Here is a 21680-nt window from a genome sequence, read left to right on the forward strand (position 1 = left end):
GAGCAACAAATGGAATTATTAAGAACCAATTATTCGTCCGGCGCACCGCTGGAAGAAAAAGCCGGATACTCCCGGATGGTCAAGGTCAGTCCCTTTATCTATATTGGCGGTACCACCTCGGTTTTGCCGGATGGCTCGGTTTATGGGGAAGATGATCCCTATGCGCAAACGCGATATGTGCTGGAAAAGCATGTCGATTTATTGGTCAGAGCCGGAGCAAAAAAAGAAGATGTGATCCGGATAAAAGTCTATACCACCGATATGAAATATGCGCCGGAAATTGGCAAAGCTTATTCCGAAATTTTCAAACCGGTTAAACCACTATTTACCATCGTGGGTACGACCATGCTGAATCGTCCTACTCAATTGGTGGAAATTGAAACCGATGCAGTGATTGGTGCCACCTTAGTGGCTGAGTAATCATTTATTCAGCTTAAAAGCGGCGATAAATGCTCAAAGGATGGCTATAATAATAGAATATTCGTATGTTATAATGTATATATGCCAAAGTGGTAAAAATAACAGGACGGAGGAGGCCAATGATTGGTGATCAGAATAAAATAATTGTCAGTCCCAAGCAGCCTTATTTTGTGATGGCAACCTCGCGTTATTACAAGGCGGTGGTGATGGATTATGGCATTTCTCATTTTTATAGTTTTAATAATGATGTCATCGGCAATGAAGTTATTGCCGTGCCCGACGGATGCATCGATATGCTCTTTTGCTGCGATGACAAACAGCCTTATGCCAATATTTGCGGAACGGTGTTACAGCCCCGGATCGTAAATAATAAACGCAGCTATTTTTTTGGCATTCGTTTTATGCCCGGTTTGTCCTTTAACTTTAATCATGTGGCGATGTCCGATTTTGTGGAAAATCAAATTCCCTTTCTGGAAGTGATTAAAAATAAGGAATTGTTTGATACGATCACCACCAGCCGAGATTTTAATAATCAGATCCAGGCGTTTTTAAAAATGTATATCCCCCTCTATCAGCAGTCTCAGGCAGAGGATAAAAACAGAAATTTAAAGCAGTTTCTGCTTAAAAAAATAAGCGCTACCGCTGGCCAGATCAAGGTCAGTGAATTGGCCGAAACCGCTGGTTATTCAGTGCGCACCATTAATAAGGTGTTTTCCCGGGAATTTGGCTTGCCGCCGAAGATCTTTTGTAAACTGATCCGGTTTCAACATTTGTTGAGCAATCTCAATAATTTTGATAAAAACATTTTTGATGCCAATCTGGCACAGCTTTCCATCGAGTTGGGGTACTATGACCAATCCCACATGATCCGGGATTTTTATGAACTCACCAATACGACACCGGGAAAGTATGTTCATTCTTTAAAGGAAATAGAATATAACAAGCGATTAATCGTGATTTAAAGATAAATTATGATTTAGAAATTATTGTTATTATAAGTCGAATTAACATTAATGTAGGGGCGATTATTAATCGCCTGCACAATTACATGTATCAATTGGCAAAATCTTTAATCAAACGTATAGAGAATAAAAAATAAAACAAGAGCAAGGGTGCTCGGATATCTGTTAGCAGGTGTCCGGGCATCTTTTTTTATGGCTTCACAAGAAAAAAATTTTATGATGAGAATTTAATTATAAGGAGACGATTATGGAAAACAAGAAAAAACTGGGATTGGGAAGCGCCGTGTCGGTATGCGTAGGACTCATTGTGGCCACCAGCTGTCTGCTGACCCTGGGTCGTGGAATGGGCCTGGCCGGAACCGGATTTATTGTGTCGTTGTTTGTGGTGCTGATTTTAAATATCATGCTATCGATTACCTTTGGTGAGCTTTATGCAATTATGCCGAACGTGGAAGGTGGACTGGGACAATATACCCTGGCTGGTCTGGGGCCGGTGGCGTCGATTATCTCAAATCTGTCAGCCTATGTGATTACCAGCATTCTGGCCGCCTCGGTGGAGATGGCCATGTGTGGGATGGTCATTAATGCATACTTTTTACCAATGATTCCCGCACCAGTTCTTAGTGTGGCCATCCTGTCCATCTTATTCTTTATTAATTACAAGGGCGTCAACCTTTTTGCCAGGGTTCAAAGCATCGTAGTTGTTTTGCTAATCGGATCGATGACCGTGATGGGCATTATTAGTTTCTTTAAGCTGGGGGTTGGACCGGTAATAACGGCAGCCCAACAGACCGCAGCTCCGGTCGTTGGGCTCAGTGGCTATGTCTCACTGGCAGCCGTGGCATTCTGGTTGTTTATTGGTATCGAATTTGTGATTCCCCTGGCTAAAGATTTAAAGAACCCCAAGCGCGATGTGCCCCTGTCCATGATTCTGGGGATTGTGATGCTATTTGTTGTCCAGGCCATGTTGGGTGTTGGGATGACCAATTATGTCACCCTGGCAGAATTGGGAAGCGAGGCATTGCCGCATATGATCTTTGCAGAGAATTTATTGGGACAATTTGGAGTCTACTGGATGGGGATTGTTACCCTTTTAGCAGGTGTCAGCACGGTTAATACCGTACTTGGCAGCGTCGGAAAAATTCTCTCCGGGATGGCTCAGGATGAGTGTATGCCCAAAATATTTGCCAAAAAGAACAAAAACAAGGTGCCGATTGGCGGTCTGATTCTCATTTTTGGCGGTAATTTTGTTTTGCTGGCAACAGGGTTTACCCAATCATCAGGTCTTTCCAATATCTTATTGGCGGCATCTTGTTTCTGGTTAACCTCCTATATTCTGGTCAATATTTCGGTGTTGGTCCTGCGAAAAAAATATCCGGATATGCCGGGTCGAAATAAGAAGTTGACCTTATTTGGAATTCCACAATTTTTATGTATCGCCGGTAATCTTTTTATGATCTGGAACATTGCTGAGGGGGAAGCCCGAACGCTGATCTATAAGATCTTCTTTATCTTACTGGCGCTGCTTGTCACCTATTCGGTGGTGTGGGTAAAGATCATCAAAAAAATGCCTTTGTTTCACACCCCGGATGTGCATGCACTTAATCTAAAAAGTGAGGCACCAGTAGTAGTCATCGAACCGAAAGCGGTTATTGAACCAAGTATCGGCTAATGCTCTCAACAAAAATGCCAAGTATCGGTCAAATAAGGATTTAAAACCCGAGTAAAAAGCACAAAAAAAGCTATGCATCTAAGATGTGTGGCTTTTTGTTGATTTTTACTCGGGCATGGATTTAATTGCATCACTGTGGTCAGTCGAGTATAATGATCATAAGAAATTTGATCGAAAGGACAATGATGATGGAGACTAAAAATACGCGCATAAAACAGATGCTAAAGAATTTTTTAATGATCTTTGTAGCAGGATTGCTGATTGTGGTGGCTTTGGCAGGTCTTTTTATTAATATCAATATTGAAAATGAAAAGAACATCATAAAAATCAGACAACAAAATAGCGGTGAGATTGTCAGCGTCAACGTCAATTTGATTTTTGAAGATATCAATTCAGATGGTAACATTATTCTGCACTCGGGCGAAATGAAGGACTATATTAATAACTCGGCGGATGTTAATAATCAAGGTGAGTTAAAACGAATGCTTTCCAATATGATGACAAATAAAAAAATCTATGATTCGATCCGGTTTGTCGGCATTGATGGGGCTGAAAAGGTGCGCGTGAATGATACTGAAAATGGCCCCACAGCGGTTGCGGACAGCGCCTTGGAAAATAAGGGTGATCAGACCTATTTTTTGGAGGCAATGAAGCTGATTTCCGGTGAAATTTATATTTCACCGATGGATTTGAGTAAAGAGGGGGGAGAAGTCGAAATGCCGGTGAAACCGGTAATGCGACTGACGATACCGGTTTTTAATGATGAAGGTGAACGACAGGGAATCCTGGTTTTAGACTATCTGGCTAAAAATATGTTGGATCAAATCGAAAATGATTCACAAAGTAATATGGATATGAAGGTTTTGCTATTAAATGATGAAGGTTATTATCTGTTAAGTGAGAACAGCGACAAAGACTTTTCGTTTATGTACAGCAATCACGAGGAAGGTACATTCAGCCAGGAAAATCCGGAAATTTGGCAGGCCATTTTGAATAACGGCAATGGCTATTTCGATGATGGCAAGGATCTCTATTTTTATACACCCATTTATCCATTAGAAGGCTATCAAAATCTGCGGTGGATCTTAGTTGGTGCGGCTCCTCTAGACACCTTAGGCGTTTTTATAAATGAAAATAACCGGAACATGATGCTTATCGCCGCTTTGCTGATTCTTGTTTTAGGCATTGTCAGTCTGATTGTTGCCCGGTTGCTGATACAGAAAAAGGAAGCCAGCTCCCGGGAGAAAATCACCGATAGTATTTTTAAAAATTCCAAAGAAGGGATTATCATTATGGATGCCGAGATGCGGGTTGTCTATGTTAACAAGGCGTTTTCAGCCATTACTGGCTATTCGGAAGACGAGATCATGGGCAGAAAACCGATCGATTTCAAAGCAGAGGAGAATTTACATGCGGTTTACCGCGAGATCTGGAAAACGGTCAAGGAGGAAGGCAACTGGCAGGGAGAAATTGTCGATGAAAAAAAAGATGGCACCAGATATTCCAAATATATGACCATCTCGAGAATGTTAGACAGCAAAAGTGAGACCTTAAGTAATTATCTGGAGGTCATTGAAGATTTAACCGAAATAAAGATTACTCAAGAGGCCATCAATAAAATTAAACATTATGATGAAAATACCGGACTGCCAAATCAGGCGCTTTTTGAGATTAAAACCCGGGAATTTATTAAGCAGGTTAATCATCTGGCGATCATTGTTATCCAGATTACAAATTTTAATCGGCTGCGTGATAATTTAGGAAAAGAAGTCAGGAACATTTTCATGAGAGAGGCATCCCGGCGGATTCAGACATTCTTAAACAGCGGGGATCTCCTGGGACTTCTTCGTAAAGACGAGTTCGTCATTTCTCGGGTTAATTGTGTTGATAGATTGGCAATGGATCATCTGATGAATAAGATGATGATCTATTTAAAAGAACCTATCGACATTGGTGACGAGAAGGTTTACCTAAACGTGTCGATTGGCATCGCTGTTTTTCAGGAGGATAGTGCTGATCTGGAAAAGCTCATTGAATATGGAAACATCGCTAAAAACTACGCCCTTCAAACGGGTGATAACACCTATGTTTTTTATGAAAAAGAGATTAAAGAAAATTATTTTAACAATTTAAAGTTAGAAACCGAGCTGCGGAGTGCGCTTGAAAAGAACGAACTCAGTTTAGTCTATCAGCCTCAGGTGCAAGTCGGAACCAGGGCAATCTTTGCCAGCGAGGCCCTGTTGCGATGGCATAACGGGAATCTCGGGCAAATCAGTCCAGATCAATTTATTCCGGTGGCAGAAAGCACCGAATTAATTATTCCCATCGGCAATTGGGTTTTGGAAGAAGCGATTAAACAAAACAAAAAGTGGCTGGATCGGACAAACAAAAAAAATGTGGTGGCGGTGAACTTATCGCCGATTCAATTTAAAAAATCAGATCTTCCGCAAATTATTGAGACGCTTCTAAAAAAATATGAAATGCCGGCAGAATTGCTGGAAGTTGAAATTACCGAAGGGATTCTAGTTGAAAATATGGAAGGGGCCAGAAGTCAACTGGAGAAAATCAAAGCCCTGGGTGTTAAAGTGGCCATTGATGATTTCGGGACCGGTTATTCATCCTTAAAATACCTGCGAAATTTCAATTTTGACCGTCTGAAAATTGATCGGGAATTTATTAAGGATTACCCGGCAAATGATAATGGAAAGATTGCCAAAGCCATCTTGAACCTGGCAAAACAAATGGATTTGAAGGTCATTGCTGAAGGAGTTGAGACGATTGAACAATTTGAGTTTATGAAAGAAAATGGTTGTGATGAAGTTCAAGGCTATTATTTTCATAAACCCCTATCAGTCGATGACTTTGAAAAGCTGATAACAGAGAAGGTTTCAGAAAAAATTTCAGGTAAAGAGGATTAAAGAAAAATTATTTTTCCTGTGATATGATTGCGGCTTCAGTCGGGTTCAAATAAGAATCTGTAAAAATAAAAAACGATCAAAATAATGCTGCGATTGATGGCAATTGTTTCGATGATCCCTAGCGGTGTGGGGAAGAAACAGTGAAAGGATTCAAATTGACGATATTAAATGATATTTTATCCCCCCAGGATTTAAAGAGTCTGTCCCGTACAGACCTTGATAATCTGGCCGGAGAACTACGGAGTAGAATTTTAGAAACGGTATCAAAAAATGGTGGACATCTGGCTTCCAATCTGGGTATTGTTGAAACCACCCTGGCTATCCACCTTGTTTTTGACGCCCCCGATGATCAAATTGTTTTTGATGTAGGTCACCAATGCTACGCTCATAAATTGTTAACCGGACGGCAGCAGCAGTTTAATACCCTACGTCAGTGGCAGGGTATCTCTGGTTTTACCAATCGGAACGAGTGTGATGCTTTTGGGGCCGGGCATAGTGGTACTTCCGTATCGGCGGCCCTGGGTCTGGCCATGGCCAATCAGTTAGATGGCAAGCAGCATTATGTCGTTGCTGTAGTGGGGGATGGATCATTCACAAACGGGATGATTTATGAAGCCCTAAATAATTGCAATAAAAAAAATCTGAGATTAATCATTATCCTCAATGACAATGAAATGTCCATCTCGGAAAATGTCGGTGGCCTATCTAATTATTTATCAAAAATCAGAAACAGTCAGAATTATTTTAATTTAAAACATCATACCCAGTCTGTTTTGCATAGGATTCCCTTAGTCGGGGAGGGCCTGATTAAAGGTACCCGAAAATTTAAAAAGCAGATAAAAAAACGGGTGGTAGCCGAGAACTTTTTTGAACATTTGGGTCTGGATTACCTGGGACCGGTTGATGGTGGTGATCTGAAAAAGTTGGAATCGGTGCTTAGTGAAGCAAAAAGCAAACAAAATTGCTGCCTGGTTCATGTCCACACGGTAAAAGGGAAGGGGTATCAGCATGCCGAGGAGCATCCGGAAAGGTATCATTCTTCAGGCCCCTTTGATCTGTCCAAAGGAATTGAAGCGAAACCCTCGGGAGATACTTTTTCGGCCGTTTTCGGAAAGATCATGGTAGCTGCAGCGAACACCAACGCTTCTATCTGTGCGATTACCGCCGCGATGACCGGCGGCACCGGCCTGGATAAATTTTCTCAGGCTCATCCCCAGCGCTTTTATGATGTGGGGATTGCCGAAGAACATGCCGTCACCTTTGCAGCCGGTCTTTCGGCCAACGGAAAAACCCCGGTTTGTGCCATTTATTCAACCTTCGTCCAACGGGTTTATGATCAACTGATTCATGATGCGGCCATTCAAAAACTGCCCTTGATTATGGCTCTGGATCGGTGTGGACTGGTGCCCGGAGACGGGATTACCCATCAGGGCATCTACGACTGTTCTTACCTCTGCTCCATCCCGGGAATAAAGATTTATAGCCCGGAAACCTATGATGAAATGAAAATGAGCTTTGCAACCTGTTTTGAAAATAAAAGCCTGGCAGTGATTCGTTATCCCAAAGGTGCCGAGAAAAAATATGACCGCAGTGGGTTTATAAAGCTTAAGGGTTTGAGTTATCAGGATTTTTTCAATCAGGATGTCAATAGAGCTGCCCATCAGACCGTTAAACCAGAAATTGTGATGGTAACCTATGGCAGGATAACAGAAAATGCCTATGATGCCATTGCCCTATTAAGGGCAACGTATTCCATCCGTCTGATCAAGCTGGTCAAGGTTTACCCCCTGGATTTAAGCGAAATGCTACCACTGCTACAACAGCCAGAGCTTGTCTATATTCTGGAAGAAGGCGTCAAAAGTGGTGGCATCGGAGAGAAGCTGGCCGCTGCGATTGCCCAGGATGAGCAAATAAATCCTGGCAAATTGCGGATTCGTGCGATTGAAAACCCTTTAATGGAACAGGGCGATCTGACTTCGTTGTATGACTGTTGCGGGTTTTTACCTGGGCAGATTGCAACTGAGATCGCTAAAATAGTAGAAAAAAAAACGGCGTAAGCCGCTTTAGATTTAGATGATTTGTTAACTAAAAAAATGCATAAACGACCCAAATCGTTATTTATAGACACTAACGGACATGGTTTTAAAAATCGCATATAGGTCACAGCCCTTGGTAATATGCATATTATTCATGGATTTTCTGGTGATAAGTGACATCAAAGGAATGCCAATGTCCAGAACAACCTTAACGCCATCATTGTTTTCGATCAAATCAACAACAACCCCTTTAAAAATATTTCGGGCACTGCTGGTAAATGGTTCCAGACTGAGAATGATATCCTCCGGTCGGATAGAAAGTTTCACCTCTCCAGTTAATTCGGTATGAACATGGATCGTGATATCATCAACTTTGACAAATTGTTCATCCGCTTCCATAAACACCGTTCCCTGATACTGATTGGATGAACCCTTCGATTTTAATAAATAATTTTCGAACTGGGACTGGGAAATGCGCAGATGCTTACCTAAACGATGGGCATCAAGATCGCCCCGTTTGATCATTTCGTAAACCGTGTTTTTAGTTATTTTAAGTTTTTTGCTGATTTCTTCTGGGGTGTATAAAAGTTCATCATTCACTATGATCGCCTCCTCTTTGATTATCTTTCTATTATATACAAGAATCGATGAATATAAAAGAAATAAAACAAGGTTCTTGATATCGGATAGTGTTGATAACGTGTTTTAAATAAAAACATGGAATGAATTGACTTTGAACCTGGTGTTTTGTATAATAAAAAACATCGAAACGTAACAAAACATAATAAAAACACGAAAAAGGAGAAGAGAGATGAAAGCGTTGAAAAGAGGAATTGTACTGATCGCATTGGTATCAATGGTTTTTGCACTGGCAGGTTGTCAGTCAGCAGCCAAGGAGGAAGGTAATTCGGAACCGGTATCAATGACTATCTCAGCCGCTGCCAGTTTAAAAGATGCCATGACAGAAATTCAGGATTTATATGCCAAGGAGGAACCCGATGTAACGCTGGCAATTACATTTGGAAGTTCTGGTTCACTTGCCGAACAAATTCAACAAGGCGCTGATGTCGATGTCTTCTTGTCTGCATCCACGAAGTATATGAACAATTTAAAAGATGCTGAATTGTTAAGTAATGATACCATCAAAGAGCTGCTTGGCAATGATGTTGTTTTGATCGTACCTAAAGATTCTACCGCCACCATTACGGATTTTGCGCAAGTAGTTGATCCTTCGATTAAAAAAGTCGCTATTGGAGAACCTTCAACTGTGCCAGCTGGTCAATATGCAGTTGATGTTTTTAATCACTATAATGTAATGGATCAAATAACCGATAAATTAGTATATGGTAAAGATGTTAAAGAAGTATTAACCTGGGTTGAAACGGGAAATGTTGATGCCGGCGTTGTTTATTCAACCGATGCAAAGGTGTCTGATTCAGTTAAGACAATTGCGGTCGCTTCGGATGAATCACATAAAGCAATTATTTACCCAACAGCGGTGATTAAAACCAGTAAAAATTCAGAACCAGCACAAGCATTCATCGATTTTTTAAGTACGGACGCAGCTAAAGATGTTTTTGTTAAATATGGATTTAAAACACTCTAAATTTCAGCGTTAAAACAGAGGATTTAAGCCAGATTGCTTTTATAAACAGCAGCTAAAAGCAATGACATCGGTATAAAATTCAGGTTAATTAAGAAGTGTAGAAGGGAGTGAGGTGTATCAATTTCGATTTTTCACCAGCTTGGATTTCAATCAAAGTTACGCTAACAGCGACAACCATTAATTTTTTTCTGGGGATTAGTGTTGCATGGCTGATGACCAATTATAAAGGAAAATGGAGAGGTTTGATTGATGGTATTTTAACGCTTCCACTGGTCTTACCGCCAACAGTTGCAGGATTTGCCATCCTTCTTTTGATCGGGAAAAACGGTCCAATTGGTAATTTCTTATCAATATTTGGGGTAAATATTATCTTTTCCTGGTATGCGGCTGTGATAGCTGCCATTGTTGTGGCTTTTCCACTGATGTATAAAACGACGATGGGTGCATTTGAACAAATCGATCCCAATATCCTTAGTGCCGCCAGAACCCTTGGGGCATCGGAAAGAAAGGTCTTTTGGCGGGTAGCCGTTCCGGTTGCCAGGCCCGGGATTGCTGCCGCCACGGCATTGACATTTGCGCGATGTCTCGGCGAATTTGGAGCAACCCTGATGGTGGCCGGCAGTATTCCAGGAAAAACAGAAACCATTCCGGTCGCTATTTATTTTGCCACTCAGAGTGGCGAAATGAAGATTGCTCTGATCTGGGTGATGATTATCTTCGCCATTTCACTGACCGTTCTCGTGATTAATAATTACTGGGAAAGCTACAAAAAGAATCAGCAGCGGGGCTTGGGAGGGTGATTAAATGGAATTTTTAGTTGATATAAAAAAGAAACTCTACGGCTTCCAGCTTGATGTTAAACTACAGTCAAAAGAAGAGGTTATTGGTATTTTAGGGGCTTCCGGTTCGGGAAAAAGTATGCTGTTGCGCTGCATTGCCGGATTGGTTAAACCGGATCAGGGACAGATTATTATCAATGGCAAAACTTTCTTTGATTCAGAAAAAAGAATCAATCTTTCCATGGGAGAAAGAAAGGTAGGCTTCCTGTTTCAGAACTACGCGCTTTTTCCTAATATGTCCATTGAGGAAAATATTGCCTTCGGTCTTGATAAGCTGTCTAAGATCGAAATAAAGAATCGGGTCAGTGCTTTAATGGAAAAATATCATTTAGGTGATATTGGAAAACGCTACCCTTCCCAAATATCCGGGGGACAGCAACAACGGGTAGCCCTGGCCAGGGCGGTGGCGGTTGAACCGGATATTCTGTTATTAGATGAGCCATTTTCGGCATTGGATGTGCATCTCAGAAATCATATGATGCGTGAAATGGCGGAGTTGTTAAAAGATTTTCAGGGAATGACTCTCTTTGTCACCCATAATCGCGAGGAGGCTTACCGCCTGTCTGACTATATCGCGGTTTTTAACACCGGAAAGGTCGAAATCTATGGACAAAAAGATGATATCTTTAAATGGCCAGCATCGTTGGAGACGGCAAAAATCACCGGTTGTAAAAACATCGTGGCCGCAACCCGGCTTTCCGAAAATCGACTATATGTACCGCAGTGGGATATTTCACTTGCTACGGAAAAAAAAATAACAGCGGCGTCCGGTTATTTAGGAATCCGGGCTAATCAGGTTAAACTGGTGGACAAGCAGGAGGGCCAGCAGCAAAACAGTTTTCTGGTTTGGATTGCCGATGAAAGTGATGGGCCCTTTCGGACATCACTTTATTTAAAAATAGGTTGCTGCCCCAATAGTCGGGATGATTTTCATATTCAGTGTGAAATCAGCCGGGAAGAACGCAATCGCTTAGATAATCTTTGCGAACCCTTTGTCATTTATATCAACCCGGAATATGTGTTCTTTGTGGTTCACTGAATTTAACGGCCCGCTCATAATTTAAAACAGGAAGTCAGCCTTTGTTGATTTCCTGTTTTTATTTTCGATAAAAACAATCAATTAGATTATGGGTTTTAGGCACCGATGGGTATATAAATAAAAGCGCTAAAAATCATTAATATGAAAGGAAGGAAAATAGCGATGATGATGGAAAAGATGTCAGCCCTATTATTAGAAAACCAGGGACGATATGAAAAGGGGTTGTTACTTCCCCAGATACCGCCAATAAAATCAGTAAAAATTGTTAATCAATCAAGCCTGAATATAAAAGCAAAAAAAAAGGTGGGCGCATCGGTGGAGATTATCATGAAGAATGGCTTTAATGAAATCATAAATGCCTATGATGATTTTTTTGCAGATTATAGTGATCCGGAAGGGGTTCATCAGGTTCGGGTTAGAATTAGGAAGTTCAGGGCGATGCTGGCTTTTTTTAAGCCATTATTCAAAGGTGAAAGTTATCAGCGACAACAGGATACCTTGAGGAAAATGGGGCAGCAGTTTGGCGAAGTACGACAACTGGATGTTTTGCTGGAAGATCTTTTAAAAGTAAGAAAAAACACTAACCAGGAAATTAGCGACTTCGGAAAACTGGAAGTCCATCTTCTGAACAAGCGGGCCATCGCCTTTGAACACTTATTAGCCGATCTAAAAACCGATGCCTTTGCCCTGGATCTACTAGACCTTTGGGTATGGGAGCTCAATGATCCCTGGGATGAAGAGACGCCACTGCTTTTAGCGTCCCTTAAAGATTATACAAAAAAACAAATTGGCAATTGGCGCAAAAAAATCAAAAAGAGCATGAAAAGTCTCGATGTAAAAAATCAGCAAGCCGTTCACCGGGTTCGCATTAAAAGTAAAAAACTCCGCTATGCCATCGAAGCGCTGTCTTCCATTCTTGATCGGAAAACCCGCAAATCAATGGACGCGTTTGAAAAAATTCAGGACGATCTGGGCTATTTCCACGACGTTTTCGCCAACCAGCACTTACTCGAACAGCTCACTTCAGAAAGCAACGACGTTACGCTCCACTATCAGGCTGGCATCATTATCGGCGGGCAAATGATGGAAGGGAACCGAAAGATTAAAAAATTGATAAATTAAATAAAAACGTTAGACAAAAAGAGAAAGCAGTACCGACAATTGTCGCAACAGATTAACGATCAGTCGGTACAGTATTTCAACGATAACCATTAAATATCTGAAATAAACTTTACAGTCAGCTTGTCAGGTGTAAAGATAAGTGCTATACTTTTAATCATAAAAAACCGATTAAAAGGTGGAGGCATAAAAAATTGAAAGAGATCTTGTTAAAAATAGAAAAATTAAAAAAAGAAAAAGATGCGGTTATTTTAGCCCATTACTATGTCAGTGATGAAATTCAGGAAATTGCTGACTATGTCGGTGATTCCTATTATCTCAGTAAAATTGCTGTCGAGCTACCTCAAAAAGTGATTGTCTTTTGCGGGGTTACCTTTATGGGCGAAAGTGCTAAAATTCTCAGTCCTCAAAAAACGGTGATCATGCCGGAAGCCCTTGCTGATTGTCCGATGGCCCATATGGCTGCAATTGAGAAAATTAAGGAAGTTCGGGAAAACTATGAGGATCTGGCAGTGGTTTGCTATATCAATTCAACCGCCGAAATAAAAAAATTCGTGGATGTCTGTGTGACCTCATCTAATGCGCTAAAAATAGTCAGGGCATTACCCCAGCAAAACATCTATTTTGTGCCGGATGAAAACCTCGGCCGATACATTGCCAGCCAGCTTCCGGAAAAGAATTTTATCTTCAATGATGGCTATTGCCACGTCCATGATGAAATCATGATCGATGAGCTAGAAGAAGCCAAGGCTGCTCATCCCAACGCAGAGGTGCTCGTCCATCCCGAATGTACGCTGACAGTGATTGGTGCCGCCGATTATGTCGGAAGTACCTCAGGGATCATTGATTACGCCACTGCCAGTGACGCCGAAGAATTTATCATCGGGACAGAAATTGGTATTTTTTATCAACTGGAGAAAAATAATCCCGACAAAAAATTCTATCCGATCAATCAGAATCAGATCTGCCCCAACATGAAAAAAATCAGCTTGCATAAGGTGGCTCATGCCCTGGAAAACGGCATCAACCAGATAAATGTTGATGAACAAACCCGAACAAAGGCAGTTATGGCCCTGGAAAAAATGCTGGAACTGGCCCAATGAGCGAGCATATGCTATGAACGGGAAAACTGATATCATTGTCGTTGGAACCGGTGCTTCAGGTTTATTTTATGCTCTGAATACTCCGCCAAACAAACGGATCCTGATGATCACTAAAAGGGCGGTGGATGAAAGTGATTCTTATCTGGCCCAAGGTGGGATCTGTGTCTTAAGGGATACGGATGACTACGACAGTTTTTTCGAGGATACGCTAAAAGCCGGACACTATGAAAATGATCGCGCTTCGGTGGCTGTGATGATTCGCAGCTCCCCGGAAATCATTAAAAATCTGATTGATCTGGGTGTGACATTTGAAAAGGAAAACGGGGAACTGCTCTATACCAGAGAAGGGGCCCATTCCCGAGCCCGGATTCTCTACCATGAAGACCTCACCGGAAGAGAAATCACCAGTAAGTTATTGGCCCAGGTCAAAAAACGACCTAATATTACCATTATTGAAAACATGGCGATGGTGGATCTGATGTGTCAGGACAACTGCTGTAACGGGGTTGTGGCCAGTGATGGGACGGGTGCAATTCACATGTACCAATCCGACTATGTGGTTTTGGCCACCGGGGGACTGGGTGGCCTGTTTGATCGTTCCACCAATTTAGCACACCTTACCGGAGATGCCATCGCCATTGCCTTAAAACACCAGATTGAAGTGGAAAATATCAGCTATATTCAAATCCATCCCACCACCTTGTATTCCCGGAAGCCGGGGCGACGTTTTCTGATTTCTGAATCGGTCCGGGGCGAAGGTGCGGTACTCTATAACCGAAAAATGCAGCGTTTTGTCGATGAGCTCCTACCCCGAGACCTGCTGACCAAAGCCATTCATGAGCAAATGGAACAGGACGAAAGTGATTTTGTCTGGTTGTCAATGCAGGATATGGGCCCGGAAGTGATTAAAAATCGCTTTCCCAATATCTTTAAACATTGTTTGGACGAAGGTTACGATATTACCAGAGAGTGTATCCCGGTGACCCCGGCGCAGCATTATTTTATGGGTGGCATAAAAGTGGATCTGGAGAGCAGAACATCAATGGCTCATCTTTATGCTATCGGTGAAGTCAGTTGCAATCGCGTTCACGGTGCCAATCGGTTGGCCAGCAATTCGCTTCTGGAGAGTCTGGTCTTTGCCAAAAGAGCGGCTATTGACACCCATAATCATTACAACACCAGTGCGGTGCTAAAAAAAGCGCTACAGCTGGATGACTACAAAGATCTGGAACAGTTAAAAAGCGACTATAAAAAAATCATCCTGGACGAAATCGAAAGGAGTAAGGTCATTGAACGAATTGATAAAGCTTAACATTGATCCGCTTATTTTAGCGGCACTTAAGGAGGATATTACCAGTGAGGACATCACCACCAACGCCGTTATTAAAGCGGGGGTCAGAGCTCAAGTGGAGTTAATTGCCAAAGAAACCGGTATCATCGCCGGTTTGGCTGCTTATCAGCGGGTATTTGAGCTTCTGGATGGAAGCGCAACAATAGAAACTTTTTTTAGTGACGGCGATACCGTTAGACCCGGGGATCTTGTGGGGGTGGTGAAAGCTGATGCCCGAACCTTGCTCTCCGGTGAGCGCACCGCCCTTAATTATCTGCAACGGATGAGCGGCATCGCCACCCATACCCGGAAGCTGGCAGACTATTTAAGTGGGTCCAAAACCCGATTGCTGGACACCAGGAAAACCACGCCGAATATGCGGATTTTTGAAAAATATGCTGTCACGGTTGGGGGCGGATATAACCACCGCTATAACCTGTCTGATGGCATTCTCATTAAAGATAATCATATCAATGCCGCTGGTGGTGTAAAAGAAGCCATTGCCGCCACTAAAAAACAGGCCCCCTTTGTCCGCAAGATTGAGGTGGAAGTGGAAAATTTAACGATGTTGGAGGAAGCCCTGGAAGCAGGAGCCGACATCATCATGCTGGACAACATGGCGATCGATACCATGAAAGCAGCCATAAAAATCATGGCTGGTAGAGCACTAAGTGAATGTTCCGGGAATGTCACCGAAACGCGGTTAAAGGAGCTTAGCGATATTGGGGTAGACTTTATTTCCTGCGGTGCCCTGACCCATTCCTCACCGATTCTTGATTTATCGATGAAAAATCTGCAGCTTTTATAAGCTTTAAAAAAAAAGGAGTGTCAGCTATGAAAAAAAAACAAAGACAGAACGATATCATCAAAACACTCCGCTCGTCCCAGGAACCCGTTTCAGGAACCGCCTTGTCCGAAATTTTCAAGGTTAGTCGACAAAGCATAGTTTCGGATATTGCGCTCCTGAAAGCTGCTCACTATAATATTATTTCCACGAATAAAGGTTACGTCATCGTCGATCCACCGCCAAAAGAAAAAGTGTTTAAAGTGTATCACAGCCACGAAGAAATTGGTGATGAGCTTTACACAATAATTGATGCCGGTGGTTTTGTGAAGGATGTTTTTATTATTCATGATCTCTATGGAAAAATTCAGGTTAATTTACTGCTGGCCACCCGGGCGGATGTGGACAAATTTGTAACCGGTCTCGAAGAAAAAAAGACCAGCCCGCTGATGAAGCTCACCGGCAAGGTTCACTTTCATACCGTGGAAGCAGCCTCAGAGGGGATTCTCTTAGCAGTTGAGAAAAGTTTGCAAGAAAAAGGATATTTAATCGCCGGACAGTGATTCTTAAAGCTGGAATTTGGGTATGAAACAAATAGCGTCAAAAAGAAGGAAGACATCAGGCGTTTTCCTTTTTTATTGGGTTAGAAACGATTATTTAAGGCGAGGATTAGTATCGTGCAATTAAACGAAGGGTGGAAAAACTGTGAGTAAAATAGCATGTCGGCTTTGTCCCCATCAATGCAAACTGGATGAGGGTGAGATTGGGTTCTGCCGGGCCCGAATTAACCGGTCTAAGGTCATTGAAGATCTGAATTACGGTGTGGTTACGGCCATCGCCTTGGATCCCATTGAAAAAAAACCATTACGCCATTTTTATCCGGGATCGAAAATTTTGTCGGTGGGGAGTTTTGGCTGTAATTTAAGGTGTTCATTTTGTCAAAACTACGAAATTTCGATGGCCGGATTGGGAGAAGCCCATGGCCGTAAAATGAGTCCACAAGGCCTAGTAGCTAATGCTCTCAGATTGGTGGGCGAAGGGAATATCGGGCTGGCTTATACCTATAATGAACCCCTGGTGGGTTATGAATTTGTACGAGATTGCACCCAGGAGACAAGAAAGAACGGGTTAAAAAATGTGGTGGTAACAAATGGCTACTTTTGCGAAGAAATTCTCCGGGAAATCCTTCCGGATATCGATGCTGTGAACATTGATCTAAAAGCATTCAATGAAACGTTTTATAAAAAGATCAGCGGCGATCTGGAAACGGTCAAAAAAACCATCAAATTAGCCAGTCAAACCACGCATGTCGAGGTGACCACGCTAATTGTCCCCGGAGAAAACGACAGTGACGACGAAATCCGGGCATTATCCCAGTGGCTGGCTTCGGTGGGGCGAGGTATTCCCTTGCATTTGTCCCGTTTTTTTCCACAATATGAAATGTTGGATCGGAATGCCACCGATATTTCCAGGATTTATCATCTGGCTGATATTGCCAGAGAATCGTTGGAATTTGTTTACACTGGAAATTGTTGAGGCAAGCCAATGGGAAATAAACGATCAAAAAAATCAAATCGCTTAGAAAAGCAATTAAAAGAAATACAACAGCTAATCAGTCCGGTTGCGGTACCAGTATCTGAGTGTCAAATGAATTTCTTCTCCGAAAAGGAAACCTACACCTTTTTCCTGGACCCGGTGCTTGCCACCAAGCCCCAGGTGGAAGACGCTAAAATCCTCAGGCACGCAAAAGATGGCTATGGGGGATGGATTGCAGAGTCTAATCAGGAACCGGAGATGCGGCTGGATCTGATGTCGGCTGACAATCAGTACCCGGCTCAAAACCAAGCGAAACAATTGCTCCATTTTTTTGCCATAACCGATATTCACATCACCGATGCTGAGCTTCCGGCCCACGGCATCTATTCAAAACATGGCGGCGGAATCGTGTCGGTATATTCAGAAATGCTGCACTATACCACCCACGTCCTGGATGGGGCCATTCATTCAGTTAATGCCATCCACCATCAAAATCCCTTTAATTTTGGTTTATCGATGGGTGATAATACCAACAATGCCATTTTTAACGAACTGCGGTGGTCGATAGACATTTTTGACGGTAAAGAAATAAATCTGGACTTTGGGATTAATCCCAATCCCCGGATTGGTCCGCGGAGGGATTTCTACGACGATTTTATGGCTGTCGGTCTGAATCGGCAGATTCCCTGGTATCAGATTATTGGTAATCATGATCATATCTGGCCGGATAAGCCAAAAGAAGCCCTGACTGATGATCCCAGTCGACGGTTTCTATCCCGAACCGAATGGATGCAGGAATTTTTTAACACTGAAACGACACCGATTGGTCATGGGTTTAAAGCCGAGAATCTAAAAACCGGTTTTGCCTGCTATAGTTTTGAGCCCCAAGAAGGGGTTCCCATCAAGGTTATTGTGCTGGATAACACCCAACGGGATGACGATCCCAATGTTAAAGGCTATGCCCATGGCTCCCTGGATCAGGAGCGTTTTGATTGGTTGATGGGCGAACTTGAGACGGGTCAGCGTGAGGGAAAGCTGATGATAATCGCCGCCCATATCCCTATTGCGGTGGAATACCAGGAACCCTTAACGAAGCCGTTTATGTCCTGGAGCACGATTTCGCCGGTGTCAGAACAGGAACTGATAAAAATGCTCCACGCCTATCCCAATCTGATTCTCTGGGTCTCTGGGCATCGTCATCGCAATACCATTACTCCGGTAATATCCCCAGATCCTAATCAGCCGGAATACGGTTTTTGGGTGGTCGAAACGGCTTCCCTGCGGGATTTTCCACAGAATTTTCGAACCTTCGAAATCCTCAAAAACAGAGATGAAACGATTTCGATTGTCACCAAAAACATCAATCCAACCATCAAAGAAGGATCCTTTGCCAGTATTTCCCGCTCTTATGCGGTGGCTGCTCAGCAAATATTTAAGGGCCGCACCGAACTCTTACCCAGCGGTTCCTATAATGGCGAATTACGGGTTAAGCTAACAAAAACCATGGCCGAAGCGATCGGGTAGCATCAGAGTGCCACATTCCATCAAAAAAGTGTTTGGGCCATGTAAAAAACAACAGGTGTCAGTCCGAAAAACGTTTGTTTCAGTTATAATGTGGCGTTTTTAGTTGAACTGGTGATTCATGTGGAGGTAAATTCATGGATATAAAGATGTTGATGGAAAAATTAAAAAACGGCGATACACTCACGCGAGAAATGCGATATGAGATTTTGGAGTCTTATAAATTAATTGATGTGGCATGGGATTCGATCCTTAACGGTTTGATAATCATTGATACTGATTTGAGAGTAAAAAAGTTCAATCACAAAATTTTAGAACTGTTTCAAATGCGTGAAGATGAAATCTTTAAGCTGGACATGAGCCATGTATTAAAAGATATAGATGTGGTAGACAATATTTTTATCAATAAACGAAAATTCGCGTATTCCGATATAACGCTTATTATCGGATTAAGAAAGATCGATTGTTTTATGGATATTACCCCGGTCGCTTTTAACGAAAAAGTAATCGGTGCTGTGCTTGTGATCAGGGAGTCAAAACAGGTGCGCAAAGAAATTAATAAATTGGTCGGTTTTCGAGCCAATTATACCTTTGATAAGATAATTACCAAAAATAAAACGATGCTGGAGCTGATCAACACCGCCAAAAGAATTTCGAAAACAGACTGTTCGGTGCTCATCGAAGGGGAAAGCGGCACTGGAAAAGAATTGTTTGCTCAATCCATCCATAACGAAAGCCAACGACGAAATGGCCCTTTTATTGCGATTAATTGTGCGGCCATTCCGAAGGAGCTGGTTGAGAGCGAGTTTTTTGGCTATGAAACGGGTTCATTTACCGGTGCCATTAAAGGCGGAATGCCAGGAAAATTTGAGCTGGCCAATGGCGGAACGCTGTTTCTCGATGAAATCGGTGAAATACCGATGGAAATACAGCCAAAATTATTACGCGTTTTGGATGAAAAGAAAGTGATGCGAATTGGCGGAAATTATCAAAGGAAGCTTGATGTTCGTATTATTGCGGCAACCAATCGGAATTTACTCAATGAGATGTCCAAGGATGCCTTTAGGCAGGATTTGTATTTCAGGCTTAATGTTATCAACCTGAGATTGTTGCCACTAAAAAGAAGGCGCGAAGATATTCTGGTGCTTGGTCAATATTTTCTGGAACAGTTAAATCAGGAAAACAGTGAGGTTAATAAATATTTCACTGAGAAATTTGTAAAAAAACTTCAGGCGTACAAGTGGGAAGGAAATGTCAGAGAACTAAAAAATATTGTCCAGCGGGGTTACTATATGTCGATGAGTGATCAGATTGACGATATTGAGGCGCTGGCAAAAGAAAAAGAGGATCATTATCATAAGAGTGAAGGCGAAACGCTAAAAGATTTGGAAAGAAACAGCATTGAACACGCGCTGCTTCTTAATAAAGGAAATGCCGTAAAGGCGGCCGAAGAGCTCCGCATCAGTAAGGCCACCATCTATCGAAAAATAAAAGCCTATGATATTCATGTCCATAGTGTCTAAGCTTTTTTAAATCCTAAGATCTGGCATGATAATTGCTATAAACATAGATTCAATATCAAATGAATTCGATTGGAGGTTAAGGTTATTCAGGTTTTGATATTGGATTTATGTGAAAGATCAGATTGAAAGGAGAAAATAATGAAAGCCGCAGTATGGTATGGGAAAAAAGATGTCAGAGTGATGGATGTTCCTGAGCCCAAGTTACCGGGAGAAAATTTTGTAAAAATTAAAGTCGAATGGTGTGGAATATGTGGTTCTGATTTACATGAGTATCTTGCAGGGCCAATCTTTATACCAACGACGACACCTCATCCACTAACTGGTGGAACGGCCCCAATTACGTTAGGCCATGAATTTTCAGGCACGATTGTTGAGGTTGGTTCTGATGTGAAAAAATTCAAAGTTGGTGACAAGGTTGCTCCAGATGCCTGTCAGGTTTGTCATGAATGCAACCCCTGTAAATTAGGGAAGTATAATGTCTGTGAAAAACTGGCGTTTACTGGTTTGATGACGGATGGCGCTTTTGCAGAGTATGTTGTTGTTCCGGACTATACCTTATATAAGATGCCGGATGAAATGTCTTTTGAAGCAGGTGCATTAATCGAACCACTTTCTGTTGGCATTCATGCCGTACGTTCCGGTCCACTAATTGAAGGGGAAAGTGTCGTAATTTTTGGCGCCGGAACAATCGGACTCTGTACACTTCTTGCTGCTAGAGCCGCCGGTGCTGGAAAAATCTATGTCGTGGAAGTGGCCAAAGCGAGAAAAGAATTTGCTGCAAAAATGGGCGCTCACGAAGTTCTGGATCCGACCGAAATTGATATCAAGGCCCGGATTTTGGAATTGACAGACGGAATCGGCCCAGATGTTGTTTTTGAATGTATCGGAAGCGATAAGGTAACTCCGACAGCCATTGAAGTGGCAAGAACGGGTGGGAAAATTATTCTTAGTGGGATCTATGAAAGAGAAACCAGCCTTCAGATTAATACGATTGTATTCACGGATAAGACCGTAATTGGTTCATTAGCTTATGCCGGAGATTTCAAAACAGCCATTGATTTAGTATCTGACGGGCGGATTGATATTTCGCCGCTGGTGACAGGAAGAATCGGTATTGATGATATTATTGAAAAAGGATTTGAAGAGCTCGTTAACAGAAAAGATGAGAATGTCAAAATCATTGTAAAACCATATTGATGACTGTTTACATGTTTTAACACAATTTTTTTCTCGAAATGAGATTTATGTCTCATTTCGAGAAATTTTGTGAGA

At 42.2% G+C, this 21680-nt stretch carries 18 protein-coding genes; 17 read left to right on the top strand and 1 reads right to left on the bottom strand.

Features of this window, described 5'->3' with window-relative positions:
* The first annotated feature begins 9 nt into the window (after positions 1–9).
* The 5 genes from ACIZ62_RS03815 to dxs all read left to right on the top strand — a co-directional run bounded on the left by ACIZ62_RS03815 (position 10) and on the right by dxs (position 8029).
* Positions 10–420 carry a Rid family hydrolase gene (locus ACIZ62_RS03815; RefSeq protein WP_111887877.1) on the top strand — a complete coding sequence of 137 codons (411 nt, stop codon included), beginning with the start codon at positions 10–12 and terminating at the stop codon, positions 418–420.
* Positions 421–539: 119 nt separating this feature from the next.
* Complete coding sequence (locus ACIZ62_RS03820) at positions 540–1382, top strand: helix-turn-helix domain-containing protein (RefSeq protein WP_111887876.1); 843 nt, start codon at positions 540–542, stop codon at positions 1380–1382.
* Positions 1383–1629: 247 nt separating this feature from the next.
* Positions 1630–3054 (top strand): APC family permease, encoded by a 1425-nt coding sequence (locus ACIZ62_RS03825; RefSeq protein WP_322519546.1) that lies wholly within the window; start codon positions 1630–1632, stop codon positions 3052–3054.
* Between the two features lie 188 nt (positions 3055–3242).
* Entirely contained in the window at positions 3243–5972 is a 2730-nt protein-coding gene (locus ACIZ62_RS03830) for an EAL domain-containing protein (RefSeq protein WP_414151244.1), read from the top strand.
* A 140-nt stretch (positions 5973–6112) separates the two neighbouring features.
* Positions 6113–8029 carry a 1-deoxy-D-xylulose-5-phosphate synthase gene (dxs, locus tag ACIZ62_RS03835; protein WP_414151245.1) on the top strand — a complete coding sequence of 639 codons (1917 nt, stop codon included), beginning with the start codon at positions 6113–6115 and terminating at the stop codon, positions 8027–8029.
* A gap of 57 nt (positions 8030–8086) precedes the next feature.
* On the opposite strand, the gene ACIZ62_RS03840 is transcribed toward dxs, so the two are convergent.
* Positions 8087–8608 (bottom strand): helix-turn-helix domain-containing protein, encoded by a 522-nt coding sequence (locus tag ACIZ62_RS03840; RefSeq protein WP_322519543.1) that lies wholly within the window; start codon positions 8606–8608, stop codon positions 8087–8089.
* Between the two features lie 211 nt (positions 8609–8819).
* Between ACIZ62_RS03840 and modA the strand changes: the two genes are divergently transcribed.
* The 12 genes from modA (at position 8820) to ACIZ62_RS03900 (ending at position 21605) form a co-directional block, all read left to right on the top strand.
* A complete protein-coding gene (gene modA, locus ACIZ62_RS03845) occupies positions 8820–9614 on the top strand; it encodes a molybdate ABC transporter substrate-binding protein (protein ID WP_111887870.1) in 795 nt (264 codons plus the stop codon).
* Between the two features lie 116 nt (positions 9615–9730).
* The gene (gene modB / locus ACIZ62_RS03850) at positions 9731–10414 is read left to right on the top strand and encodes a molybdate ABC transporter permease subunit (RefSeq protein ID WP_111889714.1); all 684 of its coding nucleotides are present in this window, start codon (positions 9731–9733) and stop codon (positions 10412–10414) included.
* Positions 10415–10418: 4 nt separating this feature from the next.
* The gene (locus ACIZ62_RS03855) at positions 10419–11492 is read left to right on the top strand and encodes a sulfate/molybdate ABC transporter ATP-binding protein (RefSeq protein WP_414151246.1); all 1074 of its coding nucleotides are present in this window, start codon (positions 10419–10421) and stop codon (positions 11490–11492) included.
* A 162-nt stretch (positions 11493–11654) separates the two neighbouring features.
* Complete coding sequence (locus ACIZ62_RS03860; RefSeq protein WP_414151247.1) at positions 11655–12614, top strand: CHAD domain-containing protein; 960 nt, start codon at positions 11655–11657, stop codon at positions 12612–12614.
* A 191-nt stretch (positions 12615–12805) separates the two neighbouring features.
* Positions 12806–13714: a quinolinate synthase NadA gene (nadA, locus tag ACIZ62_RS03865; RefSeq protein ID WP_322519539.1), complete on the top strand. Its 909-nt coding sequence runs from the start codon at positions 12806–12808 to the stop codon at positions 13712–13714.
* A gap of 13 nt (positions 13715–13727) precedes the next feature.
* Entirely contained in the window at positions 13728–15026 is a 1299-nt protein-coding gene (locus tag ACIZ62_RS03870) for an L-aspartate oxidase (RefSeq protein ID WP_322519538.1), read from the top strand.
* Entirely contained in the window at positions 15004–15852 is an 849-nt protein-coding gene (gene nadC, locus ACIZ62_RS03875; protein ID WP_322519537.1) for a carboxylating nicotinate-nucleotide diphosphorylase, read from the top strand. The genes ACIZ62_RS03870 and nadC overlap by 23 nt, the downstream gene beginning before the upstream one ends.
* Before the next feature lie 26 nt (positions 15853–15878).
* Positions 15879–16391 (top strand): transcription repressor NadR, encoded by a 513-nt coding sequence (locus ACIZ62_RS03880; RefSeq protein WP_322519536.1) that lies wholly within the window; start codon positions 15879–15881, stop codon positions 16389–16391.
* A 142-nt stretch (positions 16392–16533) separates the two neighbouring features.
* Positions 16534–17364, top strand: coding sequence for an AmmeMemoRadiSam system radical SAM enzyme (gene amrS, locus ACIZ62_RS03885; RefSeq protein WP_414151248.1), 831 nt, complete (start codon positions 16534–16536; stop codon positions 17362–17364).
* A 9-nt stretch (positions 17365–17373) separates the two neighbouring features.
* Complete coding sequence (locus ACIZ62_RS03890) at positions 17374–18888, top strand: hypothetical protein (protein ID WP_414151249.1); 1515 nt, start codon at positions 17374–17376, stop codon at positions 18886–18888.
* Positions 18889–19022: 134 nt separating this feature from the next.
* Positions 19023–20408 (top strand): sigma-54 interaction domain-containing protein, encoded by a 1386-nt coding sequence (locus ACIZ62_RS03895; protein ID WP_322519534.1) that lies wholly within the window; start codon positions 19023–19025, stop codon positions 20406–20408.
* Between the two features lie 138 nt (positions 20409–20546).
* On the top strand, positions 20547–21605 hold the full coding sequence (locus tag ACIZ62_RS03900) for a 2,3-butanediol dehydrogenase (RefSeq protein ID WP_111887861.1): 1059 nt from the start codon (positions 20547–20549) through the stop codon (positions 21603–21605).
* Positions 21606–21680 lie beyond the last annotated feature (75 nt).

This window comes from Acetobacterium carbinolicum (assembly GCF_047456275.1).
Lineage (GTDB): Bacteria > Bacillota > Clostridia > Eubacteriales > Eubacteriaceae > Acetobacterium > Acetobacterium carbinolicum.